General features: G+C 70.6%; 17 protein-coding genes. 9 read left to right on the top strand and 8 right to left on the bottom strand.

The annotated features are described in order from the left end of the window. Both ACZ4YL_RS27940 and ACZ4YL_RS27945 read left to right on the top strand, forming a co-directional pair. On the top strand, positions 1-357 hold a 357-nt coding region (locus ACZ4YL_RS27940), incomplete at its 5' end, for an FG-GAP repeat domain-containing protein (RefSeq protein ID WP_468120310.1). 131 nt (positions 358-488) lie between these two features. Beyond that, complete coding sequence (locus ACZ4YL_RS27945) at positions 489-698, top strand: transposase (RefSeq protein ID WP_419248367.1); 210 nt, start codon at positions 489-491, stop codon at positions 696-698. Between the two features lie 52 nt (positions 699-750). Here ACZ4YL_RS27945 and ACZ4YL_RS27950 read toward each other — a convergent pair whose 3' ends face one another. The 4 genes from ACZ4YL_RS27950 to ACZ4YL_RS27965 all read right to left on the bottom strand — a co-directional run bounded on the left by ACZ4YL_RS27950 (position 751) and on the right by ACZ4YL_RS27965 (position 5442). Then, the gene (locus ACZ4YL_RS27950; RefSeq protein ID WP_468120312.1) at positions 751-1575 is read right to left on the bottom strand and encodes a hypothetical protein; all 825 of its coding nucleotides are present in this window, start codon (positions 1573-1575) and stop codon (positions 751-753) included. A 153-nt stretch (positions 1576-1728) separates the two neighbouring features. After that, complete coding sequence (locus ACZ4YL_RS27955; RefSeq protein ID WP_468120314.1) at positions 1729-2730, bottom strand: N-acetylmuramoyl-L-alanine amidase; 1002 nt, start codon at positions 2728-2730, stop codon at positions 1729-1731. Between the two features lie 125 nt (positions 2731-2855). Next, entirely contained in the window at positions 2856-3497 is a 642-nt protein-coding gene (locus tag ACZ4YL_RS27960; RefSeq protein WP_468120316.1) for a class I SAM-dependent methyltransferase, read from the bottom strand. 94 nt (positions 3498-3591) lie between these two features. Then, entirely contained in the window at positions 3592-5442 is a 1851-nt protein-coding gene (locus tag ACZ4YL_RS27965) for a serine/threonine-protein kinase (RefSeq protein ID WP_468120318.1), read from the bottom strand. Positions 5443-5649: 207 nt separating this feature from the next. Here ACZ4YL_RS27965 and ACZ4YL_RS27970 point away from each other — a divergent pair, with 207 nt between their 5' ends. From ACZ4YL_RS27970 to ACZ4YL_RS27985, 4 genes are read left to right on the top strand one after another with little or no spacing between them, the layout of a single operon-like run. Further along, positions 5650-6498, top strand: a complete 849-nt coding sequence (locus tag ACZ4YL_RS27970; protein ID WP_468120320.1) for a helix-turn-helix domain-containing protein — start codon at positions 5650-5652, stop codon at positions 6496-6498. Continuing rightward, positions 6458-6724, top strand: a complete 267-nt coding sequence (locus tag ACZ4YL_RS27975; RefSeq protein WP_468120322.1) for a DUF397 domain-containing protein — start codon at positions 6458-6460, stop codon at positions 6722-6724. The genes ACZ4YL_RS27970 and ACZ4YL_RS27975 overlap by 41 nt, the downstream gene beginning before the upstream one ends. Before the next feature lie 34 nt (positions 6725-6758). After that, positions 6759-8345 (top strand): serine/threonine-protein kinase, encoded by a 1587-nt coding sequence (locus tag ACZ4YL_RS27980; protein ID WP_468120324.1) that lies wholly within the window; start codon positions 6759-6761, stop codon positions 8343-8345. A gap of 46 nt (positions 8346-8391) precedes the next feature. After that, entirely contained in the window at positions 8392-8856 is a 465-nt protein-coding gene (locus tag ACZ4YL_RS27985; protein WP_468120326.1) for a hypothetical protein, read from the top strand. Positions 8857-9113: 257 nt separating this feature from the next. Here the strand turns inward: ACZ4YL_RS27985 and ACZ4YL_RS27990 are convergent, their stop codons facing one another. The 3 genes from ACZ4YL_RS27990 to ACZ4YL_RS28000 form a co-directional block, all read right to left on the bottom strand. Beyond that, entirely contained in the window at positions 9114-9404 is a 291-nt protein-coding gene (locus ACZ4YL_RS27990; protein ID WP_468120328.1) for a hypothetical protein, read from the bottom strand. A gap of 286 nt (positions 9405-9690) precedes the next feature. After that, positions 9691-10518, bottom strand: coding sequence for a hypothetical protein (locus tag ACZ4YL_RS27995; RefSeq protein ID WP_468120330.1), 828 nt, complete (start codon positions 10516-10518; stop codon positions 9691-9693). A 126-nt stretch (positions 10519-10644) separates the two neighbouring features. Continuing rightward, entirely contained in the window at positions 10645-11022 is a 378-nt protein-coding gene (locus ACZ4YL_RS28000) for a peptidase inhibitor family I36 protein (protein WP_351163026.1), read from the bottom strand. A gap of 645 nt (positions 11023-11667) precedes the next feature. On the opposite strand from ACZ4YL_RS28000, the gene ACZ4YL_RS28005 reads away from it, so the two are divergent. Beyond that, positions 11668-12165, top strand: coding sequence for a lactococcin 972 family bacteriocin (locus ACZ4YL_RS28005; protein ID WP_468120331.1), 498 nt, complete (start codon positions 11668-11670; stop codon positions 12163-12165). 160 nt (positions 12166-12325) lie between these two features. Next, positions 12326-12880, top strand: coding sequence for a hypothetical protein (locus tag ACZ4YL_RS28010; RefSeq protein WP_468120333.1), 555 nt, complete (start codon positions 12326-12328; stop codon positions 12878-12880). Between the two features lie 108 nt (positions 12881-12988). Here the strand turns inward: ACZ4YL_RS28010 and ACZ4YL_RS28015 are convergent, their stop codons facing one another. Next, a complete protein-coding gene (locus ACZ4YL_RS28015; RefSeq protein WP_468120335.1) occupies positions 12989-13612 on the bottom strand; it encodes a histidine phosphatase family protein in 624 nt (207 codons plus the stop codon). Between the two features lie 140 nt (positions 13613-13752). Here ACZ4YL_RS28015 and ACZ4YL_RS28020 point away from each other — a divergent pair, with 140 nt between their 5' ends. Beyond that, positions 13753-15885: an acyl-CoA dehydrogenase gene (locus ACZ4YL_RS28020; protein WP_468120336.1), complete on the top strand. Its 2133-nt coding sequence runs from the start codon at positions 13753-13755 to the stop codon at positions 15883-15885. The last annotated feature ends 3 nt before the right edge of the window (positions 15886-15888 follow it).

The following is a 15888-nucleotide window of genomic DNA, read 5'->3' on the forward strand; positions in this document are numbered from 1 at the left end:
GGCACCGACATGCTCGGCAGCACCGGCTGGTGGGCGGGCTTCAAGGGCATCACCGCAGGCGACTTCAACAACGACGGCAAGCAGGACATCGCCGGCATCGACGCCAGCAACAACCTCAAGCTCTACACCGGCGACGGCGCGGGCCACCTCGCCGGCGGCACCGACATGCTCGGCAGCACCGGCCTCTGGAAGGGCTTCCGCTCCCTCCTCTCCGCCGACTTCAACAACGACGGCAAGCGCGACATCGCCGGCATCGACGCCAACAACAACATGAAGCTCTACACCGGCGACAACGCCGGCCACGTCACCGGCGGCACCGACATGCTCGGCAGCACCGGCTGGTGGGCGGGCTTCTGATGGGCCCGATCCCGTGAACCCCGTGGCGGACATCACACGACGCCACTGACAGCGAACGGCCCCGGCCCCCCGGAGGGGATGCCGTTGGCTAATGCGGGGCCGGGCGTGACGTCGGCCTTCAAGACCCGGTTGTGGTCTCCCACGCCGTCCGAGTCACCGGCCTGCGCCAATGCCGCTACCACGGGCTCGCCAAGACCCGGCTCCAGCACCAACTCACCGCAACCGCGATCAACCTCGCACGCATGGACGCCTGGAGCACCAACAGGCCCCGAGCCCGCACCCGCACCTCCCACCTGACAGCACTTCGCCCCGCCGAGCACAAGCTCAACGGGGCGAATTAGCCAACGGCATCCCCGGAAGGGCGGGGGGCCGTCGGCCGGGTCCGGGGCGCGGTCAGCCGCGCTGGATGCCCGAGGTGTCGTTCAGGACGCCGCGGCGTCCGTCCTGGGTCTGGGCGATCAGGGTGGCCGCGCCCCGCTGCTCGACGGCCAGGTACCAGGTGCCGGGCGCGAGCTCGGCGATCGGCGACGGCGAGCCGTCCTCCCCGTGCAGGGGGCGGGCCACCGGCACCGCGAACCAGAACGGGGTGAAGTCCGCCGCCGGGGCCGGGGTCGGGGCCGGGGTGTGCTGCGCGTCCTGCGGGCCGGGACCCGGGTTCGGCGTGCCGCCGTACGGCGGGACCGGCTGCGGCGTGGAACCGTACGGGGCCTGCTGCCCGCCCGGGTAGCCGTACCCGGCACCCGGCTGGGGCTGGCCCGGCTGGCCCGCGTACGGCGGGACGGCGGCGGGGCGCGGCTCCGGAACGAGCTGCCCGGCGAGCGCCGGGATCTTCGCACCGGCCACGGCCACACCGGCCAGGGCCAGCGTGGCCAGGAGGGCCAGGATGGAGCCCGCGCCCAGGTCGAGATGCTGCGGGCACGCGATGAGCGCCCACAGCGACGACCAGGCGGCGGAGACGGCGAGCACGGTGCCCCACGCCGTCAGCGGCAGGGCGGCCAGCTTGCGCTCCGGCTGGAAGCGGGACGCGATCAGCAGGCCGGCGGCGATGAAGCCGAGCAGGAAGATGCTGGGGAGCGTCAGGTGGTTGGAGTCGAGGTCCCACACGCTCGGCCGGTCGATACCGGTGGCGGAGTAGAAATCGAGGAACGAGGCGATGAACAGCAGCGCCGCTGCTCCGATCACCACGCCGTCGCCTCGAGTGAGGGAGCGGATGTTCACGTCTTAGGTGTCCTTCTCGGTCTCGGTCGTCGTCTCGTGGTGCCACGGTCGCAGAACGTGTCTGCAGCAGGGCGGGCTGCACCATGGTACGAAGGTTTCCGACGGCCGAGATGATCGGGTCGGCGGGTGGCCCCGCCGGACTCCCGAAGGGGACTACCCGCCCAGGAAGCCGACGATACCGTCCGCGATGCCCTGAGCCGCCTTCTGCCGCCACTCCGGACTCGTCAGCTGCGCCGCGTCCTTGGCGTCACGCATGTTGCCGCATTCGATGAACACCTTGGGCTGAGTTGACAGGTTCAGTCCGCCGAGATCGTCACGGACGACCAAACCGGTACCGCTGCCGAGGTAGTTGGCGGGGGCGGAGCCGGTGGTGCGGGCGAAGTTCCCGGCGATCCGCTCGCCGAGATCCCGGGACGGTCCGACGATCCTCGCGGTGTCCGCGGCGCCGCCCTTGACCTTGGCCGGGAGGATGACGTGGAAGCCGCGGTTGCCCGCCGAGACCCCGTCGGCGTGGACGGACACGACGGCGTCGGCCTTCGCCTCGTTGCCGATGCGGGCGCGCTCGGTGATGCAGGGCCCCCAGGGGCGGTCCGCCTGGTGGGTGAGGACGACCTTGGCCCCCTGGGCCTCCAGGGCGGTCCGCAGGCGCCGGGAGACGTCGAGGGTGAAGTCCGCCTCCTTGTAGCCCGCGTTGGTGGTGGTGCCGGTGGTGTCGCACTCCTTGCGGCCCGTGCCGATGTCGACCTGCTGGTCGATCTCGTCGGTGTGCTCGAAGTTTCCGGCGTTGTGGCCGGGGTCGACGACGACGGTCCTGCCGGTGAGCGGGCCCTTGGCGGGCGCCGGTGCGGGCGCGGCCGCGGTGGTGCTCTGACTGGCGCTGGGGCTCGTACTCGCGCCCTCGCTCGGGGTGGAGCCCGGCTTCGCGTCCCGCTGGCCCGGCGACACGGCCGAGTGCGAGGAGGACATCGGCGCCGAGCGGGACTGCCCGTCGGACCCCGGCCCGGCGAACGCCTGGGTCAGGACCCAGCCCGCCAGAGCGGCCGGGGCGAGCGCGGCAACCCCGACGACGAGCGTGGAGCGTCGGGTGAACCAGGACCGGTCCGGGTCGATGGACGAGCCGGACTCGGGGGGCGGGGGGCTGTTGTCGTTGCGCACGCCGCGATGCTAGACCCGGCTCCCGGCGCCCGTCCGGACCGTAGGCCATCCGAAGGCGTGGTGCGATTGTCTGCCCGGCGTTCATCAGGTCGGATGACCGGCCTGATGAGAGTGCCCCCCAGCCCTCAGATACCGGCGCCCGTGCGCCGCAGCACGCGCAGCGAGTCGGTGACGGAGATCTCCTCGAAGGCGCCCGAGGCCAGGGCCCGCAGATAGATCCGGTACGGGGCCTGGCCGCCGTCGGCCGGGTCCGGGAAGACGTCGTGGATGACGAGCGTGCCGCCCTCCGCGACGTGCGGGGCCCAGCCCTCGTAGTCGCCGCTCGCGTGCTCGTCCGTGTGGCCGCCGTCGATGAAGACGAAGCCGAGCTTGCCGCCCCAGGCGGCCGCCACCTGCGGGGACCGGCCGACGATCGCGATCACGTGGTCCTCCAGCCCGGCCCTGTGGAGGGTCCGGCGGAAGGTCGGCAGGGTGTCCATCAGCCCGACCTCCGGGTCCACGACCGTCGGATCGTGGTACTCCCAGCCCGGCTGCTGCTCCTCGCTGCCCCGGTGGTGGTCGACGGTGATCGCCGCCACGCCGGCCTCGCGGGCGGCGTCGGCGAGCAGGATGGTGGAGCGGCCGCAGTACGTGCCGACCTCCAGCAGCGGCAGCCCGAGCGCCCCGGCCGCGGTGGCCGCCTCGTACAGGGCGAGGCCCTCGCGTACGGGCATGAACCCCTTGGCGGCCTCGAAGGCGGCGAGGGTCTCCGGCTTGGGGGTGGCCATGGTTCCTCCGGCGGTGATCGTGTGTGGCCGCCCATGGTGCCTTACCCGCTGGTAGGACGCTACGGCCGGGGTGCGCTCGTACGCCGCCGCCCGGTCAGCGGCCGAACAGCCGGGACAGGCCGCCCGTCCCGCCCGTCCCCTCGGCCCGCCGCTGCTCCCGTACGGCACGCCGGAAGTCCGCCCGGGTGTCGGAGACCTCCTGGGCCAACTCCTGCATGCCGGGGAGGAAGGGGAGCCGGCGCAGCAACGGGTTCATGTGCGCCAGGGCGGCCGCCGGATCGCCCGCCTCGCCGATCGCGCGGAGCACCCGGTGGGCCACTTCCGGACTGCCGCGCTCGGCGAGTTCGGCGAGGTCGGGGAAGAGCCGCCAGTAGAGGAGCGCGGCGCCGGCGACGTCACCGACCAGCCAGGCGTCGTGGGCCAGCCTGCGCCGCACGTCCAGCAGGACGGGACTGTCGGCGGTCAGGGCCCATTCCAGGTCGGGCAGCAGCGGCCCCAGCCAGGCGCGCTCGCTCAGCGCTCGCTCCCGGCTGCGCGCGTCCCACTGGCCGTCGCGGGCGTGGGCGCCCCGGTGCATGGCCGACGCGAGGTGGTAGCGGGCCGTCAGCGTGACCAGGGCGTGCGTGCCGAACACCCGCGTCGCCTGCTCGACGATCTCGCGCAGCTCCTGCTCGTGCCGGCGGCCGTCCCCGGACCCGAAGGCCGCCGCCTCACCGACCCAGGCGGCGCGCCCGGTGATCGTGTCCGGGTGGTCCAGGCCCAGGACCCGCACCATGCGCGGCAGCAGGCGTTCCAGATCGATCGTCCTGGACGGCCCCGGGACCCGCATCACGCGGTGGTAGGCGGCCCGCACGGTCAGGGCGTCCTGCGCGCCGAGCTCCTCGGTCAGATCGTCGGTCAGCATGCGCAGCCGTTGCACGACGTCCGCCGGTTCGTCCTCCAGCAGCTGCGTCAGCCGGCGCTCCAGCATCGCGCGGACCGGGTCGGCGGCCGCGGTGTGCACGGTGGGGGCGTAGGACGGCGGGGGCGGGAAGGACGCCGCCGGTGCCGGCACGGCTTCGGGCGCGGGGGCGGCTGCGGGTTCGGGTTCGGGTACGGGGGCCTCGCTCCGGGCGATCTCCGCCAGCCGCCGGGACACCTCGGCCGCGTCCGCGGGCCGGTCCGCCGGGTCCTTCGCGAGCAGCTCCAGGACGAGGGAGTCCAGTGCGGCCGGCAGCCCCGCCCGCAGCGAACTCGGGGCGGGCGGCGCGGTCGTGAGGTGCTGGGCGAGCAGCTCGTGCATCTCGCGCGCGGCGGCGAAGGGACGGGTGCCGGTCAGCAGTTCCATCAGCACGCAGCCCAGGGCGTACAGGTCGGCCCGCCCGTCGACGGGCACGCCGTTCGCCCCGCCGGTCCACCGCTCGGGAGCCGTGTACGGGAACGAGCCGATGATCATGCCGGTGGCCGTCAGACCCGTCGTGGTGGTGGCGGCACCGGCGGCGCCCCCGGCCTTGGCGATGCCGAAGTCGAGCACCTTCGTCAGCCCGCCGTCGGTGACCATCACGTTGGCCGGCTTGACGTCCCGGTGGACGATCCCGGCGGCGTGGGCCGCCCCCAGCGCGTCCGCGATGCGCCCGGCCCACTCCAGGGCGTCCGCGAGCGGCGGCACGCCGGCTTCCAGCACGTCGGCCAGGCTGCGGCCCCGGAGCAGCTCCATGACGAGGTAGACGGCGTCGCGCCCCTCGCGTTCGGTGCGGCCGAAGTCGTGGATGGTGGCGATGTTGGGGTGCGCGAGGTTCCCGGCGAGGCTGGCCTCCCGCTCGAAGCGGCGGGTGTCCTCCGGCGTCTGCGGATATCCGATCTTCACGGCGACCTGGCGGCCCACCCGGCTGTCCTCGGCCCGCCACACCTCGCCGAAGCCGCCCCGGCCGAGCAACTCGGCCAGCGCGTACCGGTCTTCGATCACTTCCCGCACCTGCCAGGCCCCCGTCACCCCAAGATCAGTTCGGCAGAGCATTATCGCCGCATACGCGCGGAGCGGCTGACGACCGCTTCTGACCGACCGCGACCGGTTGTGTGATTCACGCCACCGGAGCGCATCCGGCTGATTACGCTCGGCTACAGGGCGAAACGAACGCCGAACGCACAGCGTGAACTTGGGGGTGACCACCTCATGGTCAAGATCCGCGAGCTCGATCCCAGCGCCTCGCCGCTGGACTACTACGGCTACGAACTGCGGCGGCTGAGGGAGCAGGCGGGCCTGAAGCAGGCGCAGTTGGGCGAGATCATCTTCTGTACGGGCTCCCTGATCGGCCAGATCGAGACGACGAAGCGCGTCCCGACCCGGGACTTCTCCGAGCGGGTGGACGCGGCGCTGGGCACCGGCGGGGTCTTCTCGCGGCTGGTGGGACTGGTGCTGCGGAGCGTGCTGCCGACGTGGTTCCAGCCGTACGCGGAGATGGAGGCCCGGGCCTCGTACATCTCGACCTTCCAGGCGCAGTTGGTCTACGGGCTGCTGCAGACGCCCGCCTACGCTCGGGCCGTGCTCGGGGTGCGGACCGAGGGGGACCTCGACACGAAGGTGGCCGCGCGGATGGACCGGCAGCGGATCCTCGACCGCGAAGACCCGCCACTGATGTGGGTGGTGATGAGCGAGGCGGTGCTGCACCAGGAGATCGGTGGCCGCGAGGTGATGCGGAACCAGCTCGCTCACTTGCTGGAGCAGCAGAGGAGGGAGTGGGTGAAGGTGCAGATCCTGCCGTTCGAGGCGGGCGCCCATGCGGGGCTCCAGGGCGAGATCACCCTTCTGCGGTTCGAGGACGACCCCGACATCGTCTACACCGAGGACTTCGTACAGGGCCATATGACGGCCAATCCGCAAGCTCTCAGGGAGGGTTCGCTCCGATACGATCATTTGCAGGCAGCCGCCCTGTCCCTGGAGGACTCGGTGGCACGGATCGCCCGCGTAATGGAGGAGCGTTATGGACACCATCCGGAACCTGACGGGCGCGCAGTGGCGTAAGTCCTCGTACAGCGGGGACACCGGCGGCGAGTGCGTCGAGTGTGCGCCGCTCGGTGACACCGGCTGGCTCAGGGCTTCGTACAGCGGGGACACCGGTGGCAATTGCGTCGAGATCGCCGCTCAGCCGTGCCGCGTCGCCGTCCGGGATTCCAAGAACCCCGAGGGGCCCGTATTCACCGTCCACCCCGCGGCGTTCGAGGCCTTCGTGAAGTCCGTCTCTGTATGATCCGCTCCCTGACGACGGGGAGGGAGTCGGGGGAATGGAGCGCGTAGGACCGGCCGGTCCGACGCACGTGGGGCCGTTCAAGGTGGCCGGCGTGCTCGGGCAGGGAGGCATGGGGCGGGTACTGCTGTGCGCGGGGCCTGACGGGCGGCTCGTCGCCGTCAAGCAGGTGCTCGCGCACTTCGCCGACGACGAGGACTTCCGGGCCCGTTTCCGGCGCGAGGTCGCGGCCTCGCGCAAGGTCTCCGGCGCCTATACGGCGGCCGTCATGGACGCCGACCCGGACGCGCCGACACCGTGGCTGGCCTCGGTGTTCGTGTCCGGGCCCTCGCTCGGGGCCGTGGTCAAGGCGGACGGCGTGCTGGACGAAGCCGTCGTCCACCGGCTGGCGGCGGGGCTCGCGTCGGCGCTCGCGGAGATCCACCGGGCGGGGCTGATCCACCGGGACCTCAAGCCCGACAACGTACTCCTCACCGAGGACGGGGTACGCGTCATCGACCTCGGCATCGCGCGGGTCACCGAGGGCGAGGTCGAGGGCGATACCGGGCTGACGCGCACCGGCTGGGTGATCGGTTCGCCCTCCTTCATGTCGCCCGAGCAGGCCGAGAGCAAGCCGCTGACCCCGGCGAGCGATGTGTTCTCGCTCGGCTCGATGCTGGTCATGGCGTTCACCGGCAGCAGCCCCTTCGCCGGGACCTCGACCCTCCGGACGCTCTACGACGTGGTGCACTCCACCCCCGACCTGAGTGCCGTGCCCGACGGGCTGCGCGGGATCGTGGAGCGCTGCCTGGCCAAGGACCCGGCAGCCAGGCCCACCCCGGCGCAGCTGCTCGAACTCCTCGGGCCGGTCGCTCCGACAGGCCTGCAGTGGCCGCCCGCCGTGTACCGGATGCTGGCCGCGCAGCGGGCGGACATCGACCGGCTGCTGTCCGCCGACACGGCGACCGCGGTGGCGCCGCCGGAAGCGCTCCCCGAGCCGGAGCCGGAGCCCGAGCCCGAGCCCGATGAGGTGGTGGAGCGGGCGGCCGGGGCCACGGAGTCCGCCCCGCCCGCCGAGCCGTCGCCTACCCCGCCCCGGAGGCGGTCGCGGACGGTGGCCCTGGTGGCCGCCGGAGTGCTGGTGGCGACGGGGGTCGGCGTGGGTGTGTACACCCTGGACCGGGCGGCGGAAGGCGCCGATCCCGCGGCCTACGCCGACGTACCGGCCTGCCAGAAGGCCACCCAGTACATCTCGCTGACCGGGCGGGATGCCAAGGAGGACTTCCACAGCGCGAACAAGACCGAGGTGCACACGACGTGCGCCTGGTACGACCCCTCGGCCGGTCGGCGGACCGCGCTGGTCCGGTGGGACGTCAAGCGGGGCGGTGACGACGGGGCCAACGCGAGGCTCCAGCAGGCCGGTTTCGCCGCGGCCGCGGCCGGGGGGAAGCGGGTGAACAACCTAGGGTTCGGCGACGGGGCGTACTGGGAGCCCGCCGACAGTACCGAATGGACCTGCGCGCTCTCCGTCCGGCACGGCAACCTGGTCGTCTGGGTCGGCCTCTACCAGCCCGGGGCGTGCGAGCAGAAGGCCAAGGAGGTCGCCAAGGCGGCGCTGAAGCCCGTGCCGGTCACATCCGGCTGAGGGTTGTCCCGATCCCGCACCGAACCACCGAGAGAAGCGCTCTTCCATGCATGCACACGGCGCGTCCGTGGTGGTCCGCTCAGACCCGCGCCGCCTCCTGTTCCTTGCCGTGCCCAGCCTTCTCATTGCGCTCACGGAGGGTCTCACCAGCCAGGGCAGGTTGCTGCCGAGGCCGGTCTGGTTCGCCTTCGGGGCCGCGGCGCTCGTCTTCTTCTTCGCCCTGCACTGGCTCGTCGCCCTCTCGGTGGCGGACGGGTGCGTCGCCCTGCGCCGGGGGCTCACCACACGGCGGCTACCGCTGGCCGACCTCGACCGCGTCGTCGTGGAGGACCTGGGGCGCCAGGGGTATGTGATCCGCTGTCACCGGGCCGGCGAACCGGAGCTCAAGGTCCCGCTGATCGCCATGCGGCCGGGTGACCGACAACTGGTGACCGAGGCGATCCGCGCCGGGGTCCGGCCGGGTGTTCTGCGAAAGAGCGCGGCCCTGCGGAGCATTGCCGGGGCGGCTTGACCCGAGGGGCCGGAAGACAGTGATCTCGTTGGTCTTGCCGCCCACCTCGCGCTGGGCGGTGACCGGTCCGGTGCCGGTCATCCCGGCGAGCAGGTGGACCTGGGTGCCGTTCGGCGCGACGGGCGCCGCGCACCCTCTTGCCGTCCACGGCCAGAGGGTGACGCGGTTGCCGGGCTCGGTCCTGACCGGGCCGCGGGCAGCGAGCCATGTGCCGATTGCCGTGCATTTCGCCGTGCTGTTGCGGCTCGGCTGTTGAATCAGCCGTTCAACGCGTTGGACAGCAATCCTGCGACCGCCAGGAAGACGACGGCCGCTGCGAGACCGACCCCTAGCATGGCTGCCACCTTGCCGGCAGTCGGCAGCTGTGTCTTGGCAATCTTCACGTTGGTGACCACGCCCAGAGCGCCCAGCCCACCGCCGATCGCACCGCCTATGAAGAGCAGCCCCAGCGGGAGCAGGGAGAGGACTACCTGCCACGGAGCGAGCCCGTCAAAGAACTTCTTCTTGGTGGGCGGCGTAAGGGGATCGACCTGCGGCGACTTTGACATGGCTGGTCCTTCCGATGCGCCGAACGTGCGCAGTCGATTCAGAGTGGGCGGGCGCGAGATGGTGCGCCCGAGCAGAGGGTGCCCGCAGGACGCATCGCACGGGTGTTCGTGATCGTATCGACTTGATGCCGTGCGGGCATGCGTCGCGTCGGCATCCATTCGGGCACGATCTGAGCACTCCTGGCCGGCCTGGTGTTTGAATCGCCATCAATCCGGACGCATCCGTTGAACGACGTCGCCTTGACCCGAGGAGTCAGCTGAAGCCGACCGACGCACCCCGGCCGGGCTACTGGCCGGTCGCCGTCTTCGCGGCGGACATGGTTTTCTGCTTGGCGAGCAACGGCCCTGCCAAAGCGGCCGAATTGGACTCGATCAGGAACCGCTGGTATTCACTTTCGGCGTCGGACCATACGCCGATCAGGTTCACCTTCTGCTTGCACAGGACGTCGGCGAGTGCCACTTCCTTCTCGTGCGGTCCGGGAGCTGCGGCACCGAATTCTTTGTCGTTGATTGCGGCGAGGGGGTCCGGGTAGGCGTGCCCGGATTCCTTCATGCAGTTCGACCATTCCTCGGTGGCTTTCACCACCGCAGGAGCCTTCTGTGACTTCGTGTAGCTTTCCATGTTGAGTTTATGGGGAAGATTCAGGGCATCCTGCAGCTCGACCTCGTGAAGTTCCCTCTGCACCTCTCCGATGCATCCGCCTTGCGGTACGGGCACGCCGTTGTGCGTGGCCACATCGCCCCGGACGAGCGGCATGACCGACGATGGATAGTCTTCGGCCCGTTTGTCCATGTCGGGCACGTGATATCCATGTTCCTTCGCGAGCTCCGCGTCGGCCAGGCCGTATCGTCGCTCGTTCGTTTCGATATCGGTGTTTCCCAGCGCTTTAGGGGTATATGGGGCGCCCAATCCGGTAAGGCACCGCTGCATGAGGGAATCGCGCCCGCGGGCGAGCGTGCCCGCGTCGGTCGTTGTCAGCAGGTAAGCGTCCAGAGGCAGCGTGAGGGCCTTGCTGTCGGCGAGCCGGTGCGCCGCCGTCGGGCCTGGGGTTCCGCCGGGACCGGCGGTGCCGGCCGTGCAGGCGGACAGGAGCGGCAGCAGGAGCACCGCCATACCGGCACACGCTCTGGAGGAAGGGGTGGTCACGTTCACTGGTTTCCTCTACAGGTCGCAAGGAAGGGTGCTCCGCAGCCGCGACGGCGGTTGCGGAACACCCTTTCCCGGTTCAGGTGCCGATGCTCAGCAGATCAGGTCCCTGACGGAAGCGTTGTTGTTGTACGTGTTCACAAGGTTCCGGGACGAGTGCGCCGGAACGGTGTCGTACGGGCCCGCGTAGTTCGAGTTGTAGTAGACCCGGTAGCAGTAGTTCGAGGCGTTCTGGGTCGACGCGGCATTGTTCTTCACCGGCTCGCCCTCGCCATTGGCCCACGTGGTGAATTCTTCACCGGCGAGATTGGGTACATCCCCGTCCGTGAACCATCGGGCGCCGGCCTGGTTGGAGTTGTAGTAGAGACAGAAAAAGCCGGTCTGGCATGCATACGCGCTGGCCGGGGTGGCCATTCCGAGCGTGACAGCAGCTGAGGCAACCAGGAGTGCCAGGGTCCGCTTCATGCGCATGGTTCATCCCCCTACGTAGTGGCGTGTTCTCGCCGGCGCCAAATCGGGCGCCACGAAGGGGAGTTACTTCCCGAAAGCGGCACGCTCGGACCCAGGCCGGCCGTGTCCGTGCCGACTATAGTGAACGGTCCATCTGTACTCAACAGCCTGTATAGAAACCCGAGTTGGGGTGAAGTGAGTCGGTGGACCCTCTATCTGCGGGTGCACTCGGACCGCGTTCGAGACCTTCCGCCCCGCGGCGACCCGGCTCGCAGGCGCGTGCTTCGACCGCCGCGGCCGGGCCCTGGACTTCAGCCGGCGGCCCGAGGGCGACCTGCTGCGTGGACCGCGAGTGGAGCATGATCGTGCTGTGTGTGCCTCTGTACGGCGCAGGACACATCGGCGGTAGCCGGTCAGCTGCGGCCGATCAGGAGACCGCCTGAGTCGGCGCGCAAAGATCAAGCCATCACCCGGCTTCCGCTGCAGAGAAGCGGTGGCATCAAGGTCGCTGAATTTTGGCGGAAAGCTGAACAGTGTGCACCAAATCGGGTCCGTGAATCAGCCAGAATGTTTTCCGGCAACCTCTAATTGGATTGACTGCCGTCATTGCTTCGTCGAGGATTCCTCCGAAAACCCCACCGGGGGAGTCGAAGAGGGGGACATGACGTGAGGAAATTCGGAAAATCGGCAGCTCTCGGCTTTGTGAGCGCGGCGCTCGCAGTGTTCGGCGCTGCCACGCCGGCAGCCGCGAACGGTTCTCAGGCCGGGACCGCTACCGGTGTTGTGGACACCGCCGATCTCAAGGCGGGGCAGGTCGTCATTCATAAGCGCGGCGACGGGGTGCAGCCGCCGGCGGAGCTGGGCAACCCCTCCGAGTGGGGTGTGGTGAAGCTCGAAATCAGCGGTTCGGCGAGCGCCTTCCAGTCGACGGGGAACACCTGCAAGCAGGTCACGCACGGCACGTGGTGCTATGGGTGGCAGTCGGCGGGCCTGGACGGAAAGAAGTGCTACTCGAACTACATTGCAAATGTGGGGCACCTGACCACGGTCAGGGTCAGGAACGTCGATTATTCGAGCGGCTGGGTGGCGAAGGGGCAGACTTCCTACGCCAACGTGACCATCGGCATGGCCTACACCTGCTACGCCTACTACAACAACGCCTAACTCTGGCTAGGGGTAGTAGACTTGTGCGCGACTCCGGATCCACACGCGGACCCGGAGTCGCGTCGTCTTCGCTTGGATTCAGAACGGACGGGGAAGGGAAATCATAAACTTTCCGCGCGCTCGTGCTGCGTCGGTGGCAGCGCCACTCGGGGCTGGTCTGGTGCTCGGCCTGCTGGGCCCCATTTCTGAAAAATGGGACAATCCCGTCAGTGTGGTCGTGAATGCTGTTTTCTCCGGCGGGTGGTCATGGGCCTGTTACGCGTTCCTGGTGGGTTATTTCCGCCGATCCAAAATTGAATCAGCCCTTCTTGCGTCTTTCGGGCTGGCCATAGGGGTGGTCGCCTACTATCTGTTCAAAGGTATCGGTGTTGCCGCCCCGAATGGAATGGAGGTCGGCGCCTCGGGTGTCGGATTGCTCTCCGGGATCGTGATGTGGGGAACGCTGGCGCTCGTATTCGGCGCACCTATCGGGTTCTTGGGCAACCTGGCGCGGGTCTCGGGTGTCGGCGGCCTCTTCTTTCGGCTGCTCATTCCGCTCGTAGCCTTTTACGAGACCTCCATGCGCTTGGCCGTCGAGGCGCGTGGGGCAGGTTCGGTCGTCGAAATCACCTGGAGTGCTGTCCGGTTCATAGCGGTTGCTGTTGCGCTCGCTCTGGTGGGGCACGTCGTCTGGAGTTGGTGGAGCACTCGACGTACTCGTTCGTTCGAGGTCTGAAGAGCCTGATCGCCGGCAGCCCGGGCCGCACCTCGCGCATGCGAACCAGTTCGCCGACCCCGCACCACCCGAGGGGGCGCGGGCAACCGCGCCCCCGGACGGTCTCTTTCAGATGTGCAACTCGGGCGGGAAGCCGGTCCAGCGCAGTTCGGCCGGCAGGTGCCGCATGTCGTTGGAGCAGAGGACGGTTGCGGGCCGGTCGGGCGCGTACCGGATGACCGTCAGGGCGGCGTTGCCGTGGTTGAGGCCGAGCCAGCGCCATTTCGGCGCGTGCATGGCGTCCCGGATGAGCCAGGCGACCAGGAAGTTGTGGGTGACGACCAGCTCGTGCCGGTCCTCCGTGCCGTCCACCGGCCCGGTGAACAGGTCCATCGCCCGGCGGGCCAGTGCGGGTCCGTTCTCTCGCTCCTCCTCGTCGGCGCCGGCGAGGAAGCGGAGGTAGAAGTCGGCCGATTCCGGCGGGAGTTCATCCCGCTGCGGCATGTAGGGAACGTAGTCGCCCGCGACTTCCGAAAGGTGCAGGGGGACGTTCGTCAGCTGGTCGCCGATCAGGTGGGCCGTCTGCTGCGCCCGGGGCAGCGGGCCGTGGTGGACGGCTGCGAGGGGGACGTTCCGCAGGCGCCGGCCGAGGAGTGCGGCCTGTCGGCGGCCCGCCTCGGTGAGCCCGCTCTCGTCCGGTGATGCCTCGCCGTGCCGGGCGAGATAGAGGTATCGGGTGGCCGTGCCGGTCATTTTCAGACTCCTTCGAACCCGTAATCGATCTTGTTCATCGATGGACGCCGTCCCCTCCGGCGCCGGTTCCCGCCCCCGGTCCCCGAATGACCCCTCATCTGACCTTCCGTCAGATTGGAACGTGTTCTAGTCTGCCGCGCATGGGCATCGGAATCACGCAGGAGCAGCGCGAGTTGGCCGAGGCGGTGCGCGGGTGGGTCGCGCGGGCCGTGCCTCCCGAGGAGGTCCGCAAGCTGCTCGACACCCCGCCGCAGACCGGGGCGCGGCCCGCCTACTGGGACGCGCTGACCGCGCAGGGGCTGCTCGACCCGCACCTGGACGGCGGCACCCTGCTCGACCTGGCCGTCGTCGTCGAGGAGACGGCCCGGGCCGCGCTGCCCGGGGCGTACCTGCCGAGCGCGCTGGCCTCCGTACTCCTGGAGCGGGCCGGCGCCGAGCCACTCGCGGGCCGGGTCGGGGCGGTCGCGCTCGGGCCGGGGACCCTGACCGCCGTCGCCGTCGAGGGCGGCGGCCACCTGCTCGACGGACTCGCCCCGCCCGTCCTCGGCGCCGGGGAGGCCGACCTGGTGCTGCTCGCCGCCGAGGCCGCGCACGGCACCCGCTGGTTCGCCGTGGACGCCGCCGCGCTGGACATCCGTACGCACGAAAGCGCCGACCCCACCCGCCCCACCGCCGAGGTGCGGGCGCGCGGGGTCGTCACCGCCCCGGACCGGCTGCTGGCGCTGGACGCGGCCCTGGTCCGCGACCTGGCCTGCACGCTCTTCGCCGCCGACGCCTGCGGCACCGCCGCCTGGGCGCTGCACACCGCCGCCGAGTACGCCAAGGTGCGCGAGCAGTTCGGCCGGCCCATCGGGCAGTTCCAGGGCGTCAAGCACCTGTGCGCCGACATGCTGGTCCGGCTGGAACAGGCCCGGGCGCTCGCCTGGGACGCCGCGCAGGCGATGGACGAACCCGCCGACGTGCGCGCGCTGGTCGCCGCCCTCGCCGCCGGGACCGCCCTGGACGCCGCCTACTCCTGCGCCAAGGACTGCATCCAGCTCCTCGGCGGGATCGGCTTCACCTGGGAGCACGACGCCCACATCTACCTGCGGCGGGCGCTGGTCGCCCGCCAGCTGCTGGGGCCCGGCGACGGGCACCGCGTACGGGCCGTGCGGTGCGCGGCGGGCGGTGCGCGGCGCGAGCTGCACCTGGAACTTCCCGCGGAGGCCGAGACGTACCGCGCGAAGGCGCGCGCCGCCATCGAGGACGCACGCGGGCTCGATCCGGCCGCCGCCCGCCGGATCCTGGCCCCCACCGGCTACGCCGCCCCCTACCTGCCGCCGCCCTACGGGATCGGTGCGGGCCCCGTCGAGCAGCTCGTCGTCCAGCAGGAGCTGAGCGCGGCCGGTGTGAAGGTCGCCGACCTCGGGATCGCCACCTGGGTGGTGCCCTCGCTGCTCGCCTACGGGACGCCCGCCCAGCGGGAGGCCTACGTCCTGCCGACCCTGCGCGGCGACGTCACCTGGTGCCAGCTCTTCTCGGAGCCGGGCGCGGGCTCCGACCTGGCCTCGCTGCGGACCCGGGCGGAGCGCGGGGAGGACGGCTCCTGGAGGGTCAACGGCCAGAAGGTGTGGACGAGTTCCGCGCACAGCGCCGACTTCGGGATCCTGCTGGCCCGCACCGACCCGGACGCGCCCAAGCACAAGGGGCTCGGCTACTTCGTCGTCGACATGAAGAACACCCCCGGCATCGACGTCCGGCCGCTGAAGGAGATCACCGGCGAGGCCCTCTTCAACGAGGTGTACTTCGACGACGCGGAGCTCCCGGCGGACGCGCTGGTCGGCGCGGTGGACGGCGGCTGGAAGGTGGCCCGCAACACCCTCGGCAACGAACGCGTCCACATGGCCGACCAGATGACCTTCGACACCGGCCTGGAGGCGCTCCTCGCGCGCGCCGCCGACCTCGACGGCACGTACAGGGCGTGGATCGGCGCCCTCGCCGCCGAGGCGCACGCCCTGGCCTGCATCGGGCTGCGCACCACGCTCCAGCAGGTGTCGGGGCTGGAGCCGGGCGCGGGCGCCTCCGTGCGCAAGCTCGTCCAGACCCCGCACCAGCAGCGGACCGCCGAGCTCGCGCTCGAACTGCTGGGGCCGGCGGGAGCGGTACGGGAGGGGGCGGGGGAGCGGGCGGTGCACGGGATGCTCATGTCCCGCTGCCTGACCATCGCCGGGGGCACTACGCAGGTCCAGCGCAATGTCGTCGCCGAGCGGATCCTCGGCCTACCCAGGGACTAGGAG

This window comes from Streptomyces sp. NPDC030021 (assembly GCF_055574035.1).

Coding starts and splice junctions, on each gene's coding strand:
- ACZ4YL_RS27960 (WP_468120316.1), bottom strand. CDS start 3,497: ATGGCCACCCCCAAGCCGGAGACCCTCGCCGCCTTCGAGGCCGCCAAG.
- ACZ4YL_RS27970 (WP_468120320.1), top strand. CDS start 5,650: ATGGTCAAGATCCGCGAGCTCGATCCCAGCGCCTCGCCGCTGGACTAC.
- ACZ4YL_RS27975 (WP_468120322.1), top strand. CDS start 6,458: ATGGACACCATCCGGAACCTGACGGGCGCGCAGTGGCGTAAGTCCTCG.
- ACZ4YL_RS27980 (WP_468120324.1), top strand. CDS start 6,759: ATGGAGCGCGTAGGACCGGCCGGTCCGACGCACGTGGGGCCGTTCAAG.
- ACZ4YL_RS27985 (WP_468120326.1), top strand. CDS start 8,392: ATGCATGCACACGGCGCGTCCGTGGTGGTCCGCTCAGACCCGCGCCGC.
- ACZ4YL_RS27990 (WP_468120328.1), bottom strand. CDS start 9,404: ATGTCAAAGTCGCCGCAGGTCGATCCCCTTACGCCGCCCACCAAGAAG.
- ACZ4YL_RS27995 (WP_468120330.1), bottom strand. CDS start 10,518: ATGGCGGTGCTCCTGCTGCCGCTCCTGTCCGCCTGCACGGCCGGCACC.
- ACZ4YL_RS28000 (WP_351163026.1), bottom strand. CDS start 11,022: ATGCGCATGAAGCGGACCCTGGCACTCCTGGTTGCCTCAGCTGCTGTC.
- ACZ4YL_RS28015 (WP_468120335.1), bottom strand. CDS start 13,612: ATGACCGGCACGGCCACCCGATACCTCTATCTCGCCCGGCACGGCGAG.
- ACZ4YL_RS28020 (WP_468120336.1), top strand. CDS start 13,753: ATGGGCATCGGAATCACGCAGGAGCAGCGCGAGTTGGCCGAGGCGGTG.